Consider the following 19,360-nt stretch of genomic DNA (forward strand, 5'->3'; position numbering starts at 1 on the left):
TTTTAAAACGGTGTTCCAATGTTAAATAAGAACTCCCATTCGCCTGCCTGCAAACCTGATTGATTATAAAATGACGGCTCGGTTCCATCCAAACGATAACCGTAACTTAAGTCAACCAATCCAAGAATCGGTAAGAAAATACGAGCACCGAAACCGACAGCACGTTTCACTTCAAACGGATCAAACTCTTTTAAAGTATTGAATGCATTTCCGGCATCCATAAATACATACGGAATTAACTGGACTTGATCGGAACTGACCGCCGGGTATCTGAGTTCCATCGAATATTTGTTGAATACACGACCGCCAACCTGGAATTGATTTTCATCTACGGGTGATATTACACCATCCTGTCCACCAGGATAGCCGCGCAAGTCAATATTGTCGTTCAAAAAGTTCTGACGCTGCTGGATTTGAGTACCACCTAAATAGAACCGCTGGAAATTACTTCGCTTATTATCGCTAAAGTATCCCATATAACCATAATCTACACTACCGCTTAATACCAGTTTATCGACAATGGTATAGTGGTGCTGATAACCGGTTTTAATTTTATAGAACTGTGCAAATCCAGGAATAGGCAGGGCAAATTCTGCTGAAAGGTCGAACTCTGAACCTGCACTTGGAGAAATGGGATTATTCAATGAATTTCGTGAAAGAACTCCACGGAGAGTTAAAATATCTGCCCGGCCGTCTTCAAAAATTCCACTGAAATTACGCACATTAAAACGGTTGTACGTTAAGATCAAACGCTGTGAAAAATAGTCATCCGGCCAGTCTAATTGCTTTCCTAAGCTTACACTGGTTGTAAAAAGCTCGTTTCTTCTATCGGCTACCTGTGACAGACTACCGTAATACGTGTTGCTATAATTATAAAAATTGTACGACATGCTTACACCAAGCGAAGTAGGTCTGCCCTTCAACCAGGGCTCTGTAAAACTAAAGCTATAGCTCTGATACCCACGACCGGTAACCTGCACACCCAACGATAATTTTTGCCCATCCCCTGAAGGAATCGGGCTCCAACCACCGGGTTCGAACACCCGCCCAATTGAAAAGTTATTGAAATTCACCCGGGCAGATAAAATGATACCGATCTGACGTCCTCCAAAACCACCTGAAAACTCAAAGTTATCCGTGCCCTGTGATTCGTCCAATTCGTAACTGATATCTACGGTTCCTTCCTCACGATTGGGGTTTATATTCGGAGAAATTCCTTCCGGACTAAAATATCCAAGCGTACCAAGTTCCCGAATTGACCGTACAATGGCAGAACGACTGTACGTATTGCCGGGTACCGTTCGAAGAGTACGGCGTACTACATCATCGTGAGTTTTAGTATTTCCGCTGAATGAAACACGCCGTATGGTGGCAATCTCGTCTTCAATAATTTCAAATGTTACATCCAGTGAATCTCCCTGAACAATTTCCATATTTGGGTAGATCTGGAAAAACAAGTACCCGATATTATTGTAAAGGCTGGTAATATCCGTTTCAGATCTATTGTATTCGACGTTTTCATTGAATTTCGTTTCGTTAAAAACATCGCCCTTTTCAAATTCAAGGAAATTGGTAAGTTCTTCGTCCGTATAAACGGTATTTCCTTCCCACTCTATATTGCGAATATGATATTGCGGCCCCTCCTGGATCTGAATATCAAAATACACGCCTTCCTTTCTTCTCCAGTCATCAACATACACAGAATCTTCGAGCACCCTTACATCTCTGTAGCCGTTATTCCGGTAAAACTGGAGAATATTGTCAATTCCTTCCTGATATTTTTCCTGCGTATATACGTGGCGTTTGAAGAGTCTCCACCAGCGGTCTTGTTTGATCGTATCAAACTCTTTTCTCAGTTTCCGGTCGCTGAATTCTTCATTGCCTTCAAAGTTAAACTCCCTCACTTTGGTACGGTCTCCCGGATCGATATCAAAAACCAGAGTCAGACGATTCCGTTCGTCATCCGAGATTTCTTCATAAATTTCAATATCCGTGCCCCAATATCCTTTTTCGCGGTAAAATCTTCGTATCGTAATCAGTGCCTGCTCCCGGATGGAATTGGTTACGGCAAAACCGCGAAGCAAATTCAATTGCTCACGTAAATCCCTTCGTTGAGATCGTTTAATACCTCTCAATTCGTAACTCTGGAGCCGGGGCTCTTCTTCCACCACAATATTGATTATGGCTTCATTCACGCCAACAGGTTCGTATGTAATCTGAACATCAGAAAAAATACCTGTTCTGTATATCTGGCGAATAGCTGAGGCGATATCGTCACCCGGAATTTGAATAGTATCCCCAACATCGAGACCGCTGCTGCTTAGCAGGTAGGTTTCCCTGGCGGTAACAAGACCTGAAATGTTAATCTCCCGGATTTCATACTCGCGGGTAGTGATTGTTGTAGGATCCTGAATTTCAAATGCAGTGCTATCACTTTCCTGTGCAGAACTTTGCCGAGGAATGAAAGAAATTGAAATAAGTAAGAGTAGTAAAAAGAAGAAGTGCTTGGAATTGAACACGTGATACAATCTTAACTTCTGTTTTATGATGTAATTTGATTTATAACTGATGTGGATAGGCTTTTGTTATATCCGTTTTTAACTTTTCCGTATCTTCTATCACGCTTTTGAAATGAAAATATTGCCTGATATAGCTCATCCCTTCTAAAATCAGGCCAGTAAGTCTCTGTTATATATAGTTCTGAGTAAGCAAGCTGCCATAAAAGAAAATTGCTGATTCGATATTCGCCACTGGTTCTGATAATCAGATCCGGGTCGGGTATCCTGGCCGTTGAAAGAAACGAACTGATTCGTTCATCATCAATTTCATCGGGTTGGATGTTTCCATTCTGAACTTCTCTGGCAATACTTTTTACAGCTTCTTTAATATCCCATCGCCCCGAATAACTTAGAGCCAAACACAACTGCATCCTTTGATTATCTTTGGTAAGATCAATCACTTCCTGCAATTGTTCCTGGCACTTACCGGGTAACCTGTTCGTCTGCCCGATTGTTACTAATTTTATATCATTTCGATTCAAACGTTCAGCTTCATTGCGGAGAGTCTGAACCAGGAGTTTCATCAAGCCATTAATTTCTGAAGAAGGGCGGCTCCAATTCTCGGTCGAAAAAGCGTAAAGTGTCAGATAACCAACGCCAAGTTGTGCACATGATTCCGTAATATCCCGTACCGACTCTACTCCGGCTTTGTGACCAAACAGACGAATATTTCCTTTCTTCTGTGCCCATCGTCCATTGCCATCCATTATAATCGCTATGTGTTCGGGTATAGCACCGGATGCTTTTACCCGTTCCTGAAGCTTTTTATCTTCTTCTGTTTGGCTGTTATCTGTTATTGATAAAGGTTTTAAAGACATTTTAAAATAATTCTTTCCAACTCTCTATATTAGAGGTATTATCATCATATATCAAGGTGTTTTTTGCTCTGACAAGCTGCGGACAGATCTCTGGATTACAAGCATTTCACAGAGTGCAAGAGCTGCTTCGGCACCTTTATTTCCCTTCTCCTCACTGGCCCGTTCTCTGGCCTGCTCAACAGTATCGGTTGTTAAAACACCAAAAGATACCGGTTTACCTGAGGAAAGGTTTAAATCTGTAATGCCTCTTGTTACAGCATCACAAACATAATCAAAGTGTGGCGTGCCTCCACGAATAACTGCCCCAATTGCTATAACTCCATCAACCCCCAAGTGTTCCAGGCACCATTTGCAGGTTAAAGGTATTTCGAAGGCGCCGGGACATCGCGTTGTCAGAATATTCTTGTCCTGGATTCCCTTTGCCCGCAATGCCTGAACAGCCGCTTCCAGCATCTCATCGGTTATAAAAGAATTCCAGCGGGCAGCCACAACAGCTACTTTTATATCTGACCAGTTTATATCGTTCTTATGTTCTATTACCGTCATAATTATTGGTGAATCATCATTTTTTTTGAGCGAGCGGATCGTTTTAGGGCTTCCACAAATTGGTTGCCAATAGTAACAACACCCAAGTATGGATCATAATCCGATTTTCTGGAACCATGAAAATCGCTCCCGCCAGTTACCAACAGGTTATTTGCGCGGGCCAAATCCAGAAATATTTTCTGAACTTTATAGCTGTGACTTGGATGGATGCACTCAATGCCGTCGAAGGAATGCCGGAGCAATTCCTTAACCTCATCCTGAGAATATAATGGCCCCGGGTGCGCAATAGACATTACTCCGCCGGCTTTATGCACCGTAGAAATCACATCATCCACATCCGCATATTCTGTTTTAATATCTTTGATTTTTTCGGTGGAAAGATAACGTATAAATGCCTCAGATACAGACGCCACATAACCCTTATTTATTAATACGGATGCAGCGTGCGGTCTTCCGATATTTCCTGGATGAGATTCGGCCCGAACTTCTTCATAATCAATATCCAATCCCTCACTTTTCAGCACTTCCACAATGGCTTTCATTCGCTTGCGGCGCGCATTTTTTTGATTATGAATGAGTTTTAAAAACCCATCGTCTTCTTCATCAAAAGCGTATGCCAGAACGTGAATTTCCCGATTATTCCAAACTGTTGAAATTTCTACACCTGGAATAAGTTCGATTTCATTTTCTTCGGCTAAATCCCGTGCCAGCTCATAGCCTTTTATCGTATCATGATCTGTGATGGAAATGGTTTTCAGGCCTTTTTGAGCAACCTTTTTAATAAGGTCTTCAGGCGACAGATCTCCATCCGACGCATTTGTGTGGATATGTAAATCAGCTTTCCCCAAAAGTTATGGTCTCAACTCAGTGCGGTACTGGTATGGATTGTCCAGAAAGTCCTGTGCAGCGTTAACAAGTTCATCCAGCTCAAGAATGGCCTTAATCCGTTCATCGTCTTCCATTGTTTGGGAAATCCATTCCAGCTTTAATTTTTTTTCAATTGACTCTTCATTCTCAAAAATTTGTGAGATTTTGTAGTCTCTTAATAATGCGTTTAATTCTTCAAGGTTTTCTCGTGCTGAACGTTCCTGTGAAAAATTTCTGATGTTTGTCTCAATAGCAGACAAGTGCTGATCGACGGGCGTTTCGAAGGTAAAATCATCCTCAATCAAATAGGTTGTAAAATCATCAAAAAGATCGGCCGGTATTGTGTTTCTTTCCGAATCCGATGTATTTGCGAGCTTGTCATTCACATAAAAGAAATAGCGATTGTTTTTTTGCAATGCAAGATCGAGCAAGGAGGAAGGCTGATCAGAAACTTCAACATCCGGCTCTATTCCCTGACCGTCGTAAACAACTCTTCCATTTTTAGTTTTGAATGCCCTTCGAAGAGAATCCGGTACAATCCTGTCATTTTCCGAATCGGAATGAAGATATTCGATGGACTGAATACTACGTCCGCTGGGTATATAATATTTAGAAACCGTAATTTTCAGGGATGTGTTGTATGATAACGGACGAACAGTTTGAACCAATCCTTTTCCGAAGCTTCGTTCGCCCATAACCAGTGCGCGGTCCAAATCTTGTAATGCACCGGCAACAACTTCTGAAGCACTGGCACTTCCGTTATTAATGAGTACGACCATGGGCAGTTCATCAAACATAGCCGGTTCCTGCGAAACAAGTGTGCTATTATGAGACTGCAAACGTCCTCTTGTTTCGACAATGGTTACGCCCGGTTCAATAAATTTATCAACCAGGTCAACAGCCTCATTAAGAAGTCCGCCGGGATTATTTCTGAGGTCGAGAATCAACCCTTCAAATGAACCTGAATCTCGCATTTCAATGAGAGTCTGGCGTATTTCTTCTGCTGCGCCGTGCCCAAAACGAACCAGTTGTATATATCCGAAATTTTGATCTTCTCCTACTTTTGCCGCGTAACGAATATTCTTCACTTCAATTCGCTCGCGCGTCAGCGTAAAGTCCATATCCTGATCAAATCCCGGGCGCCGAATTTTTATCTCAATTTCCGTTCCGATATCTCCAACCGTAAGCTGCTGAACTTCTTCAGGAGTCAGCCCTTCAACACTTACTCCATTGATCTCTTTAATTATATCCCCGGGGCGTAATCCCGCGCGTTGAGCCGGATATCCCTCAAGTGGAGCAATAATCACAATCTGATCTCCACGATAGCCCGCATCAATCCCGATTCCGCCGTATGAACCAGACGAAAGAATTTCCATCTGGCGCTGCTCCCCTTCATCAATAAAAACCGTATAGGGATCGAGCGTTTCCAGCATAGCATGAATGCTGCGCTCCATCAAGGTTTTAGGGCTGACCTCATCTACATATTGGATAGCTACTTCTTTGTAGACATCACTAAAAATAGTCAGGTTCTTTTTGATCTGGAAAAACAGGTCACTCTGATAAACAAAGGCCGCAGATGTGAATAAAAATGCGGCCAGTATCAACCCTGTTAAAATTTTACGGGCATGTTTCATGCACTAAATTACCTCTTTCTAATCTTCAGCGTTTGCCCGGCATAAATTCGGGAACTGCTCAGATTATTTTCATTCTTAATATCATCAATCGAAACACCATATCGATTGGCTATACCTGTTAACGTATCATTCCGGCGTACAGTGTATGTAACGATATCACCGGAACCGGAAGAGCTACCTACTTCAAGATCATAAATGTTTTCGCCGGATCTCTGCCGCCGTTCCAGCTCCTGTTTCTTCGCATAAGAAAGACCATCAACATTTTGGTAGTAGCTTGATCTCTTGTTAGGTACATGTAAGGTTAACCGCTGGCCCACTCGTATGGTATTTCCAATGCCATTCCATGAACGAATTTGCCACGCACGAACATCAAACCATTCTGCAACATGGCCAACCGTATCGCCACTTTTTACGGTATAGGTAACATCACTTGTATTGGATGGAGCCGGTGCTTTCCGACGGCTACTGCTGGAAGATGAAGTTCCCTGATTAGACGGCTGGCTTGAAGAAATCTGCTCTTCCGAACCGGACGCAACAGGAACGACAATTGTTTGACCCGGATAAATCGTACTGCTTAAACCCTCATTTGATGCAAAAAGAGAGCGAACCGATGTTCCATATCGCTGAGCAATGTACCCGAGCGTTTCGCCACGGCTAACCGTGTGCATTGCTACATTTGTAGTTCTTTCTTCCTGTGGAATTTCCTGGTAAGCCGCCAAAAACTCATCCCTGGTTCCAGAAGGAATCTTCAATGGATATTTACTGCCGGGAGGTGTTGCCCATCGAAGCAGTTCAGGGTTTAGATCTTTCAATTCTTCAACGGATATGTTAGCGGCTTCGGCCAGTTTCTCTAACGGCATCAGGCCGTCAACTTCTGCAATTTCATATGAGTAAGCTTCTTTTCCATAATTCCGGCGGAAACCAAATTCTTCGGGATTCGTTGCAATCATGGTTGCCGCAATAAAACCCGGCACGTAACCTCTTGTCTCACGGGGAAGATAGGGATAAGCCACCCAGTAATTTTCTTCGCCTCCGGCTGCGTTAATAGCTCTTCTCAAACCACGCGGGCTAATATTATAATTAGCCATGGCAAGGTGCCAGTCGCCCCAAACTTCATAGAGATCCTTTAAGTGGCGTGCTGCTGCCCGGGTTGATTTGATCGGGTCACGTCGTTCATCAATCCACCAGTTGTTTTCAAGTCCGTAAACAGAGCCGGTTGCACGGATAAACTGCCACATTCCCACTGCGGCGGCCCAACTTCTTGCGGTGGGGACCAATCCACTTTCAATCATTGAAAGATGAATCAGCTCTTTCGGTACTCCTTCTTCTTCAAAAATTTCTTCCATCATTGGAAAGTAGTATTCAGAACGCTCCAGCCATCGCTCCATCACATCGGGTCTGCGTTGGGTGTAGTAGATCAGGTGGCGATTTACATGCTGATTCTCAACAAGCGGAACTTCTGTTTTATTGATGGTCAGATTCTCAGGTAGTGCATATCCCTCGGCAATCCAGTCATTTTCTTCAGAAAAAAGCTCTTCGCGAATCTCAAAAATTTCTCCTTCAGCTCCTTGCCTTACCTGTTCAATGCCGTAAAACTCGCTATGCTCAGCCATTACAGACCTATAAAGTTCATTGAAGCGCCGGTTGCTCTGAACTTCCGGAAAATCATCCATCATGGTCTGAATAGACGCAAACGCTTTATTGATATATTCTTCTGCCTGAACCAAATCCCCCTGTACCTGCGCATCAATAGCCAAAACATGCATTTTATATGCATTCGAAATTCTTCTCAGAATCTCCTTATCCATCTCGGCAACATTTTGCGTATCGGTCTCAACTTCCACCTCATCTCTGCTCTCAATCAATGGATTGGTGTAGGGTAGCAATTTAACAGGAACCTCAGCCTCAGTCTCTCCTGCTTGATTTTGAGCGTGTAAAACGTTTGCAATCAGGCAAAAAGGGAGAAGTAGCAGTAACTGTTTCATTGATCTGTAAATATTGGATTATGAGATTTTGGCTTGTTTGGCGATATAAAAGGCTTTCGATCTTAACAAAGTATCAATCAAAGGTGGAAAAACGCAAAAAAAGTCAAACCAATTGCATAGAATTTTCAACTTTTGCTGTTTGCCGTCCATTTTTGAACAATTGGCCAACGGCGACCAATGCCAAATGCTTTTGAGCTGACCTTTAAAATGGGAGCCGCCTGATATCGCTTGAATTCGTTTGCTTCTACCATGCGAATCACTTTCTTTACCGTCTGTTCATCGTAACCATCATCGATGATATATTGGGCTCCCTCCTGCAATTCAATATAACGATAAAGAATGTCATCCAACACATCATATTCCGGAAGCGTGTCTGTGTCTTTCTGATCAGGCCTCAATTCCGCACTCGGTGGTTTGGTAATAATAGGCTCCGGAATCATCTCTTTTTGATAATACTCGTCATTCAGCCAGCGCGCCATTTCATAGACCTGGGTTTTGTAAAGATCGCCAATCACAACCAGCGCTCCATTCATGTCGCCATATAGAGTAGAATATCCAACGGCATATTCGGATTTATTTCCGGTAACCATCAAAAAGTAATTAAACTTATTGGCACAGGCCATCAAAAGAACTCCCCGAATTCTGCTTTGGAGATTTTCTTCCGCCACCCCAAAATCAGTTCCTTCAAAAATGGGCCCAAGCTCTTGGTTAAATGTGTTAAATATGGACTGAATCGGAACATCCATCAGTTCAATTCCCAGATTTTCGGCAAGTTTTTCGGAGTCCGAAATACTTCCTTCACTCGAAAATGCACTGGGCATATTCAACGCTTTAACATTTTTTGCGCCAAGTGCTTCCACCGCGATTGCACAAACCAGAGCAGAATCAATCCCGCCGCTAAGCCCAAGAATCACAGTATCGGCAATGCCGAGCTTTTGGACATAATCGTAAACACCCATTTTCAATGCTTCAAACATTCGCTCAGGACCTTTTTGAGGATAAGTATGCTGCTGTCTGGCATCGCCCGAAATTTCCTTTTCAGTCACATTCCATTTTACATCAAAGTGCCCCTCAGAAAATGCTTTTAATGACGCTATTACTTCCGCATCGGAATTTACAGCCATAGAATCACCATCAAACAAAACTTCAGTCTGAGCACCTACCTGATTACAATACAAAACCGGAAGGTTCAATTTCCTGGCATGATTTTGCAGCATTAGCTCCCGGTTTTCATGCTTGGTTTTTGTGAATGGAGATGCTGAAATATTTATGATTATTTGAGCTCCATCTTCTTCCAGAAGTTTTGCGGGATCCGTTTCGTAGGTGTGATACTGAACTTCATTTTCGTTGTACCAAATATCCTCACAAATAGTCACACCGAGTTTGGCACCATTCAACTCCATGCATTTAAACGTATCGTTTGGCTCAAAATATCTCAGATCATCAAATACATCGTAGGTTGGAAGCAATGTCTTATGAACAACATCCATCAAATTGCCGCCCCGGGCTAAAAGTGCAGAGTTGTACATCTGGCGACCAACCCCTTCGTTTTTTGTAATGGATCCAAAAAGAAGAGCCGTCTCTTTGGTGGCTTGAATAATCTTCTCATTATGCCTGTAAGCAGAACGCTGAAAAGCTTTATTCTCCAAAATATCCTGCGCTGGATAACCGATAAGTACCATTTCCGGCAAAATCAGTAAATCAATACCGTCGGATTCTGCTTTATCCAGTGACTTCAGAATTTTGGAGGTGTTGCCTGTTAAATCGCCAACAATCGGGTTTAACTGCTCAATTCGAATCTGCATATTCACTTCTATTTTTTATATACATTTTCTCCGGCAACCCACGTTTCGAGCACTTCAATTTGCCAAATTTCGGAAGCTGGCACTTCGAAAAAGTCACGATCAATAAGAATGAAATCCGCCCACTTTCCAGGCTCAAGAGTTCCCATCACATTTTCCTGGTGGCCAGCATAGGCAGCGTCAATTGTAAACGCGCGTAATGCTTCCATTCTGCTCATCGCCTGTTCACTGTACCATCCTTCCGGCGGCCGTCCTTCATGGTCTTTTCTTGTAACTGCCGAATAGAGACCATAAAATGGATTGACATGCTCAACGGGAAAATCCGAACCTCCGGCAATCACTGTTTCCTGGTCTAAAAATCGCTGCCAGGCATAAGCCCCCTGGATTCTCTCCGTCCCCACTCTGTCCTCCGCCATATTCATATCGCTAGTGGCATGTGTGGGCTGCATGGATGCTATCAGGCAAAGTTCCTGAAACCTGGGAATATCTTCCAGCGAAACAACCTGCGCGTGTTCAATTCGATGCCTCAAATCACACTGCCCGCCAAGTTGATTCATAACATATTTAAACCCTTCCAAAACCTGGTGATTGCCCGCATCCCCAATGGCATGTACATTCATTTGATATCCTGCGGAAGCTCCTTTCAGTAACATCTCGTTCATCTCCTCCTGCGTGTTAAACAGTAATCCACGGTTTCCGGGATCATCACTGTAATCTTCAAGCATGGCTGCACCACGGCTTCCCAGAGCGCCATCGGAGTATAGTTTTACGCTACGTAACGCCAGCATATCATCCGCATAACTTTCAATAGGACCGTCTTTTGACAGCTCATCAAATGTGCTTCCGGTTCCTGAAATCATCGCATAAATCCGTGTAATCAGGCTGTCGTTGTCAGCAAAATTTGTGTAGAGTTGCCACGTTTGGCTGTCGATTCCCGCATCATGAACAGAAGTGATCCCATGTTTCGACATCTCTCCCATTGCCAGCCGGAATGCTTCACGATAATCTTGCCCTGTTTTTTCGGGGATTACATTGCGTATCAAACTCATCGCCGCATCGATAAAAATACCGGTAGCCCCGCCATTTGAATTTCGAATGATCCGTCCGCCGTTGGGATCTTCCGTATCCCTGTCAATTCCGGCCAGTTCCAACGCTTTGCTGTTGGCCCAACCTGCGTGGCCGTCAATTCTTGTTAAGAAAACCGGGCGATCCGATACAATCTCATCCAAATCCGAAGCAGTTGGAAATTCATTTTCTTCCCATAACACCTGGTTCCATCCGCGGCCGGTAATCCATTCACGATCAGCCTGCTGACTGGCAAACTCTTCCACTCTTTGAAGCGTCCCGGCAAGGGATTCGAGTCCGGCAACATTTACATCCAATTCCTGGATTCCGAGTCCCATTACATGGGCATGGGCATCAATCAAACCAGGTAAAAGTGTATTGCCTTCGCCGTCAATTCGTTCGAAATCAGGATATGCATCCAGAATTTCATCTGCCGGACCGGTGGTAATAATTTTCCCACTCTGAACAGCTAACGCCTCGAATTGATGGAGTTTGCCATCCATTAAGGTATACCCGTTCACATTGTGATATACAAAACCGGTTTCTGTTTGACGGGTACAAGCTGATAACAGAAGAGCCATTATCAGTAAAAAAAATGTTCGCATAAATTTTGTGGGCTTTGAATTGATTCAAATATAAAGAAAAGGTGTGCGGAGTACCATTGCTAAAAGCTATTAATTGAACTCATCCAGGAATACAAACACTACTTTTGTGAGATGATATGCCGAACGCTATCAAAAAACTGTCCACCATTCTCACAAAACTCTTTGATGAATTTCGGTTCGATATCCATTCCAACAGCTTCCTTAAATGGAATGAATGAAAGGTCGGTAAGCATTTGCTGATCGGGTTTGAGCTCAGGATCGGCGCCTTTTGTTAACTCGCCGCCTGTTACTTCACACCTGAAATAAAATTCAATAGCGTGATACGGTTTTTCAATAAACTCATGAATCCAAAGCAGTTGCCGTTTTTCGACTTGAAGTGCTGTTTCTTCTCTGATTTCCCGAATCAGGGCTTCCTCCAGGGATTCCCCCAATTCCACTCCTCCGCCCGGAGGCATCCAAATGGGATTTTTTCGGGTAGGTGAATTCATCTTGGCAAGCAGAACGGATGAATTTTGCACAATGACTGCACAGGCCCTGACTCGCACTTTATGTGAGAATGGTTTATTTGTCACGAAATAAACTTTCCAAATATCTGAGAGAATGAGAATCGTCCCCTCTCATGAGGGGATTTCGGTTCTCTATGAAACAGCTTCTTTCGATTCTTCTGATGTGACAGATTTGCCCTGGCTTTTGGCAAGAGCCGCCTCAACGAATGACACAAATAACGGATGGGGTTCATTGACCGTACTCTTCAGTTCGGGATGAAACTGAACGCCCACAAACCAGGGGTGATCTTCAATTTCAATAATCTCTACCAGATCACGCTCGGGATTAACTCCGGCGATCATTAAACCGTTATCAAAAAGCTTTTCCCGCCATTCATTGTTTACTTCAAACCGATGGCGATGCCGCTCATCAATCATTTCCTGTCCATATGCCGCTATCGCTTTTGTGCCGCCGGTGAGCTTGCAATCATATTTTCCAAGACGCATGGTTCCGCCTTTATTTTCGATCTTACGCTGATCGGGCATAAAATCAATCACAGGATATTTGCACTTATCATCAAATTCCGTGCTGTTGGCATTTTCCAATCCGGCACAATTTCGGGCAAATTCAATAACTGCGCATTGCATTCCCAAACAGATACCAAAAAACGGTATTCCATTTTCGCGTGCGAACTTAACAGCAGCTAATTTTCCACCGATACCTCTGCCTCCAAAACCCGGAGCCACGAGAATGCTGGAAACTTGTCCAAGCCGTTGTTCTACATTATCAGCGGTAATAAAATCAGATTGTATCCATTTAATATTTACACGGGTATCGTTCATGGCGCCGCCGTGAATCAAAGCCTCGGCAATGGATTTATACGCATCATGATGCTCCACGTATTTACCAACAAGAGCAATGCTTATTTCATGAGAAGGATTTTTAATCTTATCAACAAAACCTTTCCATTTCTTTAAATCAGCATTTTTGGCGGGAAGGTTCAGTTTATCAATCACACGGCTGTCCAACCCTTCGGCCTGCATCAAAAGCGGAACTTCATAAATACTTTCCGCATCCAGCGACGCCACCACATCTTCGTATTCTACATTACAGAAAAGGGCAATTTTTTTGCGAATGGATTCATCCAACTGATATTCGGAACGGCATACCAACAAATCGGGACTCATTCCACTTTCCGATAACGTTTTCACGGAGTGCTGTGTCGGCTTCGTTTTCAATTCGCCAGCGGCGGCAAGATAAGGAACAAGAGTCAGGTGAATGGAAAGCGTATTCTTTCGGCCCACTTCATACCGAAGCTGTCTCATCGCCTCAATATATGGCAAGCTCTCGATATCACCCACGGTCCCGCCAACCTCAACAATTACCACATCAAAATTTTCCGACTCTCCGAGATTCAGCACGTGAGATTTAATTTCATCCGTAATGTGAGGAATCACCTGTACAGTTTTTCCGAGATACTCGCCATGCCGCTCCTTTGTAATTACGTCATAATAGACCCGGCCGGTCGTTACATTATTTTGCTGAGACGTTCGAATTCCCAAAAATCGTTCGTAGTGCCCAAGATCGAGGTCTGTCTCCGCACCATCATCCGTCACATACACTTCCCCGTGTTCGTACGGATTCATGGTTCCGGGATCAACATTGATGTAGGGGTCCAATTTCTGAATGGTTACCCGAAGGCCGCGAGCAACTAAAAGCCTTCCGAGAGATGCGCAAATAATTCCCTTTCCAAGGGACGATGTAACTCCTCCTGTTATAAAGATATATTTCGTAGCCATAAGATGGGTGAGGGACTTGGTTAGTGGTAACTATGAAAATAGCAGGCTCGCGATTCCCATTCAAACCAAAACAGCAATCTTTGAAAAAAAACTTCTTTTTTTAGGCAGATGCTTCAAAAATTTCTGCAGCAACTTTTCGAAGCACATCCGGTTTGTCAGAAAAAATTCCCCAGGCCCCGTTCTCAATCCATTTCTGCATCGTTTTCTTGCGATTCACAGTATAAATCAGGTATCGTTTCTGAGCATCGTATAGCTGACTTCGCCATTTTTTCCCCATCTCTGATTTACTGCAATGAAAGAAATCAGCCTGGTAATCCTGAAGCAATTCTACCGGGCCGCGTTTGGTGGAGCTTTTTTTCTCGTAGAGAAGACCCGTTAACAGATCCGGTGCCATTTTTTTGATACGATCTATCGCCCGGTAATCAAAACTGGAAATTATCACCGACTTCTCCATTGCAGTTTCTCTCACCCAATAAATCACCTTTTGTTCGATCCCGCCTTCCGGCGATTCATTTACCGCTTCTGTTTTGATCTCAATATTAACCAGAATTTTTCCGGAAGCCCATTTCAAAACCTGTTCCAGAGACGGAATTTTCTCACCCATAAACTCAACTGAAAACCATTTACCTGCATCCAGTTGCTGGAGTTCATCAAACAAAAATGAAGAAACGAGGCCTTTTCCGTTGGAATGTTTATCCAGCCTTGCATCGTGAAAAACAACTGGAATTCCATCCTTCGAAAGCTGAACATCAAGTTCTATCATATCCGCCTTCATCTGCCAGGCCATCCTGAAAGCTGCCATTGTATTTTCCGGAGCGTAGTGGCTTGCTCCGCGATGTGCAATCACAAGAAATTGTTTTTCTAATAAAGATGTATGAGATAATTTCGACATGCTAGCAAAACTCAAGCCCCGGAAGAACCGGACTCAACTCTCTCTTTCAAATAAGCTGACAGGTCCTCGATCTGGTTTTTCTGCCAATAAAGAAGAACCACATTCAAAACAAAAATAAACGCAAGAACATAATAAACCCAATCGGCAAAGGGTCGGTAACCGGCGTAGTAGGCATATCCCAAACCGGTAATAATAACAACGTTAAAAATGATCTGAATCCATTTTGAACGGTGTTTGTTTACCAATTTGGAGATTTTATCTTCATCGGGCAAATCCGCAGCCGACCGAAGATGAACCCTCTCATACATTTCATACCGGTCTTTATCATTCATAACAACTTACTGTCTTTCATTCATCGAAAATATTTAAACTTCGCATCGCTACGAATGAAGTCGAAAACAAATTCATTTCCTGCAGCGCTTTAATTCTGATTATCAACTACGCGGCGAATTGCTTTGTTAATCAAAGAATCAAAAGTACCATGCGATGAGACGGTTTGATAAATTAGAAACACCCCGACCATACTGGATATGCTGCCGAGTAAACTTAACATTCCCGAGATCCAAAATGGAGGAATGAATCCCAAAATGCTTATACTTACCAACACTAAACCAGTAACAATAAGCAGAACTCCCGACAGAATTGGAATGAAGGTATGCACATTCAGCAGCAGGTATCGGAAACGGTTTAACGGACTCCGGTGAGATCTGCCGGCCTGCAATTGCAAATCGTTAAAAGACGAGCTTGTTTTTTTAGGATGTTCTGTCATAAGGCACTGATTTTAAAACTCCGTCATTCATTATACGAAGTGTTCATCATTAAGAAAAGTTTTTGAAAACATTGGACGATACAAATCAATTTATTTACGGACGAAACCCTGTTGAAGAATTGCTTCAAAACCGGGCAGACCAGGTTGAGAAGATTTACATCAACAGGAAATTAAATAAACAATCTTTTTCAACAATTCTCTCCCTTGCCTCTGATAACAGAGTACCTGTCGCGGAGGTGCCGGGATCGAAGCTGTACGAACTTGTAGGAAAAGTGAACGATCAGGGGGTTGTTGCGGCCATCAGCCAGATTAAATACGAAGAATTTGAGGATTGGCTGGACAGAATTGAGCCAACTGAAAACACCGGTATTTTACTGCTGGATGAGATCGAAGATCCGCACAATTTCGGCGCCATTTTACGAACCGCCGCCGCTTCGGGAATGAATGCGGTCATTGTTCCCAAACACCGGCAGGCGCCGGTCAGCGCTGCAGTTTACAAAACCAGCGCCGGTACAGCCGGACGAATTCCGATTGTCCGGGCTGTTAATCTGAACCAGGCCATTCTGACATTGAAAGAAAACAAATTCTGGATTGCCGGCCTGGATATGGAAGGTGATTCACTCCTCTGGGAACAAACGTTCGATGTCCCCATGGCTTTCGTGATTGGAAATGAAGGGCGCGGCATGAGACGGAAAACCGGCGAACACTGCGATTTTCTATTGTCAATCCCGATGTACAACGGTGTGGAATCTCTGAATGCATCTGTAAGCGCCGCATTGGTTTGCTATGAATGGCGCCGGCAAAAACTGAAGTGATTTTACCGGATAGGCGCGGAGGCACAAATTTTATTGGTTTCATTCTGAGCTTGACTCAGGATCTCCATTTGTCTTCAAGTTTGGGGATTCTGAATTGAATTCAGAATGACGCCTTTCTTTTTAATAATCTCTCTGTCTCCGCGGTTAGTACAGCAGGTACTGCTCACGTTTCTCAAGAAAGTCGTCCAGTTCAAAGTCGAGTTCATCAACGGATAATTCTCCGCTCATCAGTTGATCAATTTCTGTAGAGCCGGTCAGGTTATAGATAAAATCTCTTTTCTCATAATCCGGAGTTGCCTGAACGAGTGTTGCAAATATTTGAAGGCCTGATTTCACCGGGTCGAAATCATACGATTCCACTTCGATTTTTACACCGTGGCAAACTGCATCCTGGTGTTTGGGCGCAATGGCAACCCCGGAAATGGAAACCGGGGCAAATTCGGCTTCTTCAACCCGAAAATCTTCTGAAATGGCTTCGAGGCTTTCCAGATTTTCGGAAGATAAATTAGTAGCAGGTGCACCCATTGTTAAAAACGGATCATTTGTTCCACGCCCTTCCGATAAAGATGTCCCCTCAAAAAACACAGTCCCTAAATACATGAATGCGTGATCAAAAGTTGGCAGATTCGGAGACGGTGCTACCCATTCGAGGCCGGTATCCGGCCATTTCATATCGCGAGTCCAGTTTTTCATTTCGATGACACGAACATCTGGTTGAGCGTCCGTATCCAGCCAATTTTCACCCACAGCCATTTGGGCCAATTCGCCCAAGGTTAATCCATGAGCGATGGGAATGGGGTACGCCCCCACAAACGATTGATATTCATCCTCCATCAGCCAGCCGCTCACATAATCGCCACCAGCGGGATTCGGCCGATCCAAAATCCATACGGGAATACCGGCATCGGCTGCCGCTTCAATTAGCAAGCCCATTGTGGCATTGTAGGTATAAAAACGGGCGCCAACATCCTGCATATCAAACAGAAGCAAATCTACTTCATTTAACATTTCCGGGGTGGGTTTTCGGGTTTCTCCATACAAAGAAAAAACGGGCAGACCTGTTTGCTGATCCACTCCGTCTTCAATCTTTTCGCCGGCTCCGGCTTCACCACGGAATCCATGTTCCGGCGCAAAAAGTGCCGATACATTAACCTCCAACGCCATCAATGTATCCAGCATATGCGTATCGCCAATTCGCGCGGTAGGATTCATCACCAATCCAATACGCTTTCCTTCCAACTCTTCCAGGTGATTTTCAATCAACATTTCTGCCCCGGTTTTGACTTTCGTCGGTTGGGTCTCTTCTGCCGTTGTTTCCTCAGGCTGACTACATGAGATGAGTGAAAAAGCAATAACCGAGAATAGAAGAAGTCTTCGTTGGATACGCATGAAATCAGATTTTAGATAATGAAAATCCCCTCCTTTCTATGTCTCTTTGATCCAGACTTTCGGGGGAGGGGTGGGATGATTATGCCTTATTCGCTACCACTTCAGATTCCGCAAAGAAGTAAGCTGCTTCAATTTTTCCATTTTCAACGGAATCGGAACCATGAACGATGTTTTCTCCAACACTATCTGCAAAATCTGCGCGGATGGTTCCTTCATCAGCTTCTTCCGGATTGGTTGCGCCAATCAATTCACGGAAATCCGCAATGGCATTCTCTTTTTCGAGGATCATCGGTACACATGCGCCGCTGCTCATAAATTCAACCAACTCGCCAAAAAACGGTCTCTCTTTGTGAACCGCATAAAATCCACCAGCGGTGTCTTCGGTAAGTCGTGTCATTTTCATTGCTAAGATTTTAAATCCCGCTTCCTGAATTCGTTTGGTTACTTCACCGATCAGATTTTTTCGTACACAATCGGGTTTCAGGATGGTTAATGTTCGTTCTACTGCCATGGTCAATACTTAATTTTAATGATCAATTTCTGTGATTTTTTCAGTCAGGAAATATACTGTTTAATGCAGAAAATCACGAAATGAGTTTGATTGTGATGGCGCAAGCGTCCCGCTTGTGCCCCAATTTTTTAAAGAAGCACAAACGAGACGTTTGCGCTATCGCATACTGGAAGCACGAGCAAAATGCTCGCGCCATCTAATTTTTATCTTTTTTATATCCTTTCTCAATAATCAATCACAACATCTAACAATCCTCTTCTACCAGCATAATTCACAGCGCTACTATAGATGTATTCTTGAGGTTCAAACACAAACCCGGCTTTGACAGGGTTATGATGGATATACTTTATTTTTTCTTCAAAAAATTTATGACTGGTTATTTCAATCGGGTGATAATTTCGTTTCCACAACTGAAATCCTTTATTTGAACTCCGTTTATTTCTCTCATGGTGAAATAGCTTCAGCATCCATCTTTTCCGGCTTTCCAAAGGACTGGATTCAATCATTTTTCGTAACTCTCTCGATGTAAATCCCCTAAAATCTCTGATAATATCTTCGATTCTGGAATTACCATTCGAACTGATAATCATATGTATATGATTGGTCATGATACAAAATGAATAGATCACCAATCCTTTCTTTTCCTGACAAAATTTTAAACTTTCAATAATAACATTTCTGTATTCATTTCTGGTAAATAAATCTATCCACTGAACAATTGTGAACGTGACAAAGTAAGGACTCCTTTGATCGTATATTTTGTATTTCTCGCTCATATTTTCATCTATTCTGTTTATTTGTATGAACCGGATGAATGGC

Annotated in this window: 17 protein-coding genes; 1 reads left to right on the plus strand and 16 read right to left on the minus strand. The window is 43.3% G+C overall.

What is annotated here, in order from left to right:
* Window positions 1-2: 2 nt before the first annotated feature.
* The 13 genes from bamA to L0B18_RS18450 form a co-directional block, all read right to left on the minus strand.
* The gene (gene bamA / locus L0B18_RS18390) at window positions 3-2,519 is read right to left on the minus strand and encodes an outer membrane protein assembly factor BamA (protein ID WP_234573392.1); all 2,517 of its coding nucleotides are present in this window, start codon (window positions 2,517-2,519) and stop codon (window positions 3-5) included.
* A gap of 23 nt (window positions 2,520-2,542) precedes the next feature.
* The gene (locus L0B18_RS18395) at window positions 2,543-3,376 is read right to left on the minus strand and encodes an isoprenyl transferase (RefSeq protein WP_234573394.1); all 834 of its coding nucleotides are present in this window, start codon (window positions 3,374-3,376) and stop codon (window positions 2,543-2,545) included.
* Window positions 3,377-3,427: 51 nt separating this feature from the next.
* Complete coding sequence (ribH, locus tag L0B18_RS18400) at window positions 3,428-3,922, minus strand: 6,7-dimethyl-8-ribityllumazine synthase (protein WP_234573395.1); 495 nt, start codon at window positions 3,920-3,922, stop codon at window positions 3,428-3,430.
* Window positions 3,923-3,924: 2 nt separating this feature from the next.
* A complete protein-coding gene (locus tag L0B18_RS18405; RefSeq protein WP_234573396.1) occupies window positions 3,925-4,770 on the minus strand; it encodes a PHP domain-containing protein in 846 nt (281 codons plus the stop codon).
* Between the two features lie 3 nt (window positions 4,771-4,773).
* Window positions 4,774-6,423 carry a S41 family peptidase gene (locus L0B18_RS18410; protein WP_234573398.1) on the minus strand — a complete coding sequence of 550 codons (1,650 nt, stop codon included), beginning with the start codon at window positions 6,421-6,423 and terminating at the stop codon, window positions 4,774-4,776.
* Between the two features lie 8 nt (window positions 6,424-6,431).
* Entirely contained in the window at window positions 6,432-8,408 is a 1,977-nt protein-coding gene (locus L0B18_RS18415) for a LysM peptidoglycan-binding domain-containing protein (RefSeq protein ID WP_234573400.1), read from the minus strand.
* A 125-nt stretch (window positions 8,409-8,533) separates the two neighbouring features.
* On the minus strand, window positions 8,534-10,213 hold the full coding sequence (locus L0B18_RS18420) for an NAD+ synthase (RefSeq protein ID WP_234573401.1): 1,680 nt from the start codon (window positions 10,211-10,213) through the stop codon (window positions 8,534-8,536).
* 8 nt (window positions 10,214-10,221) lie between these two features.
* On the minus strand, window positions 10,222-11,856 hold the full coding sequence (locus L0B18_RS18425) for an amidohydrolase (RefSeq protein WP_234573403.1): 1,635 nt from the start codon (window positions 11,854-11,856) through the stop codon (window positions 10,222-10,224).
* 122 nt (window positions 11,857-11,978) lie between these two features.
* Window positions 11,979-12,368 carry an NUDIX domain-containing protein gene (locus L0B18_RS18430; RefSeq protein WP_234573404.1) on the minus strand — a complete coding sequence of 130 codons (390 nt, stop codon included), beginning with the start codon at window positions 12,366-12,368 and terminating at the stop codon, window positions 11,979-11,981.
* 150 nt (window positions 12,369-12,518) lie between these two features.
* The gene (locus L0B18_RS18435) at window positions 12,519-14,165 is read right to left on the minus strand and encodes a CTP synthase (RefSeq protein ID WP_234573406.1); all 1,647 of its coding nucleotides are present in this window, start codon (window positions 14,163-14,165) and stop codon (window positions 12,519-12,521) included.
* 100 nt (window positions 14,166-14,265) lie between these two features.
* Window positions 14,266-15,057 (minus strand): glycerophosphodiester phosphodiesterase, encoded by a 792-nt coding sequence (locus tag L0B18_RS18440; protein ID WP_234573408.1) that lies wholly within the window; start codon window positions 15,055-15,057, stop codon window positions 14,266-14,268.
* Between the two features lie 11 nt (window positions 15,058-15,068).
* On the minus strand, window positions 15,069-15,389 hold the full coding sequence (locus L0B18_RS18445; RefSeq protein WP_234573410.1) for a hypothetical protein: 321 nt from the start codon (window positions 15,387-15,389) through the stop codon (window positions 15,069-15,071).
* Between the two features lie 89 nt (window positions 15,390-15,478).
* Window positions 15,479-15,826, minus strand: coding sequence for a hypothetical protein (locus tag L0B18_RS18450; RefSeq protein ID WP_234573412.1), 348 nt, complete (start codon window positions 15,824-15,826; stop codon window positions 15,479-15,481).
* A 62-nt stretch (window positions 15,827-15,888) separates the two neighbouring features.
* Here L0B18_RS18450 and rlmB point away from each other — a divergent pair, with 62 nt between their 5' ends.
* The gene (gene rlmB / locus L0B18_RS18455) at window positions 15,889-16,641 is read left to right on the plus strand and encodes a 23S rRNA (guanosine(2251)-2'-O)-methyltransferase RlmB (RefSeq protein ID WP_234573414.1); all 753 of its coding nucleotides are present in this window, start codon (window positions 15,889-15,891) and stop codon (window positions 16,639-16,641) included.
* A gap of 144 nt (window positions 16,642-16,785) precedes the next feature.
* On the opposite strand, the gene L0B18_RS18460 is transcribed toward rlmB, so the two are convergent.
* The 3 genes from L0B18_RS18460 to L0B18_RS18470 all read right to left on the minus strand — a co-directional run bounded on the left by L0B18_RS18460 (window position 16,786) and on the right by L0B18_RS18470 (window position 19,317).
* Window positions 16,786-18,030, minus strand: a complete 1,245-nt coding sequence (locus tag L0B18_RS18460; protein WP_234573415.1) for an exo-beta-N-acetylmuramidase NamZ family protein — start codon at window positions 18,028-18,030, stop codon at window positions 16,786-16,788.
* 79 nt (window positions 18,031-18,109) lie between these two features.
* The gene (ndk, locus tag L0B18_RS18465) at window positions 18,110-18,541 is read right to left on the minus strand and encodes a nucleoside-diphosphate kinase (RefSeq protein ID WP_234573417.1); all 432 of its coding nucleotides are present in this window, start codon (window positions 18,539-18,541) and stop codon (window positions 18,110-18,112) included.
* A 224-nt stretch (window positions 18,542-18,765) separates the two neighbouring features.
* Entirely contained in the window at window positions 18,766-19,317 is a 552-nt protein-coding gene (locus tag L0B18_RS18470) for an REP-associated tyrosine transposase (RefSeq protein WP_234573418.1), read from the minus strand.
* Between the last annotated feature and the right edge of the window lie 43 nt (window positions 19,318-19,360).

The sequence above is a fragment of the Rhodohalobacter sp. 614A genome, assembly GCF_021462415.1.
Lineage (GTDB): Bacteria > Bacteroidota > Rhodothermia > Balneolales > Balneolaceae > Rhodohalobacter.

Bases quoted from the DNA above. Each gene is read 5' to 3' on its own strand.
- L0B18_RS18395 (WP_234573394.1), bottom strand. From the start codon at position 3,376: ATGTCTTTAAAACCTTTATCAATAACAGATAACAGCCAAACAGAAGAA.
- ribH (WP_234573395.1), bottom strand. From the start codon at position 3,922: ATGACGGTAATAGAACATAAGAACGATATAAACTGGTCAGATATAAAA.
- L0B18_RS18410 (WP_234573398.1), bottom strand. From the start codon at position 6,423: ATGAAACATGCCCGTAAAATTTTAACAGGGTTGATACTGGCCGCATTT.
- L0B18_RS18415 (WP_234573400.1), bottom strand. From the start codon at position 8,408: ATGAAACAGTTACTGCTACTTCTCCCTTTTTGCCTGATTGCAAACGTT.
- L0B18_RS18420 (WP_234573401.1), bottom strand. From the start codon at position 10,213: ATGCAGATTCGAATTGAGCAGTTAAACCCGATTGTTGGCGATTTAACA.
- L0B18_RS18425 (WP_234573403.1), bottom strand. From the start codon at position 11,856: ATGGCTCTTCTGTTATCAGCTTGTACCCGTCAAACAGAAACCGGTTTT.
- L0B18_RS18430 (WP_234573404.1), bottom strand. From the start codon at position 12,368: ATGAATTCACCTACCCGAAAAAATCCCATTTGGATGCCTCCGGGCGGA.
- L0B18_RS18435 (WP_234573406.1), bottom strand. From the start codon at position 14,165: ATGGCTACGAAATATATCTTTATAACAGGAGGAGTTACATCGTCCCTT.
- L0B18_RS18440 (WP_234573408.1), bottom strand. From the start codon at position 15,057: ATGTCGAAATTATCTCATACATCTTTATTAGAAAAACAATTTCTTGTG.
- L0B18_RS18445 (WP_234573410.1), bottom strand. From the start codon at position 15,389: ATGAATGATAAAGACCGGTATGAAATGTATGAGAGGGTTCATCTTCGG.
- L0B18_RS18450 (WP_234573412.1), bottom strand. From the start codon at position 15,826: ATGACAGAACATCCTAAAAAAACAAGCTCGTCTTTTAACGATTTGCAA.
- L0B18_RS18460 (WP_234573415.1), bottom strand. From the start codon at position 18,030: ATGCGTATCCAACGAAGACTTCTTCTATTCTCGGTTATTGCTTTTTCA.
- ndk (WP_234573417.1), bottom strand. From the start codon at position 18,541: ATGGCAGTAGAACGAACATTAACCATCCTGAAACCCGATTGTGTACGA.
- L0B18_RS18470 (WP_234573418.1), bottom strand. From the start codon at position 19,317: ATGAGCGAGAAATACAAAATATACGATCAAAGGAGTCCTTACTTTGTC.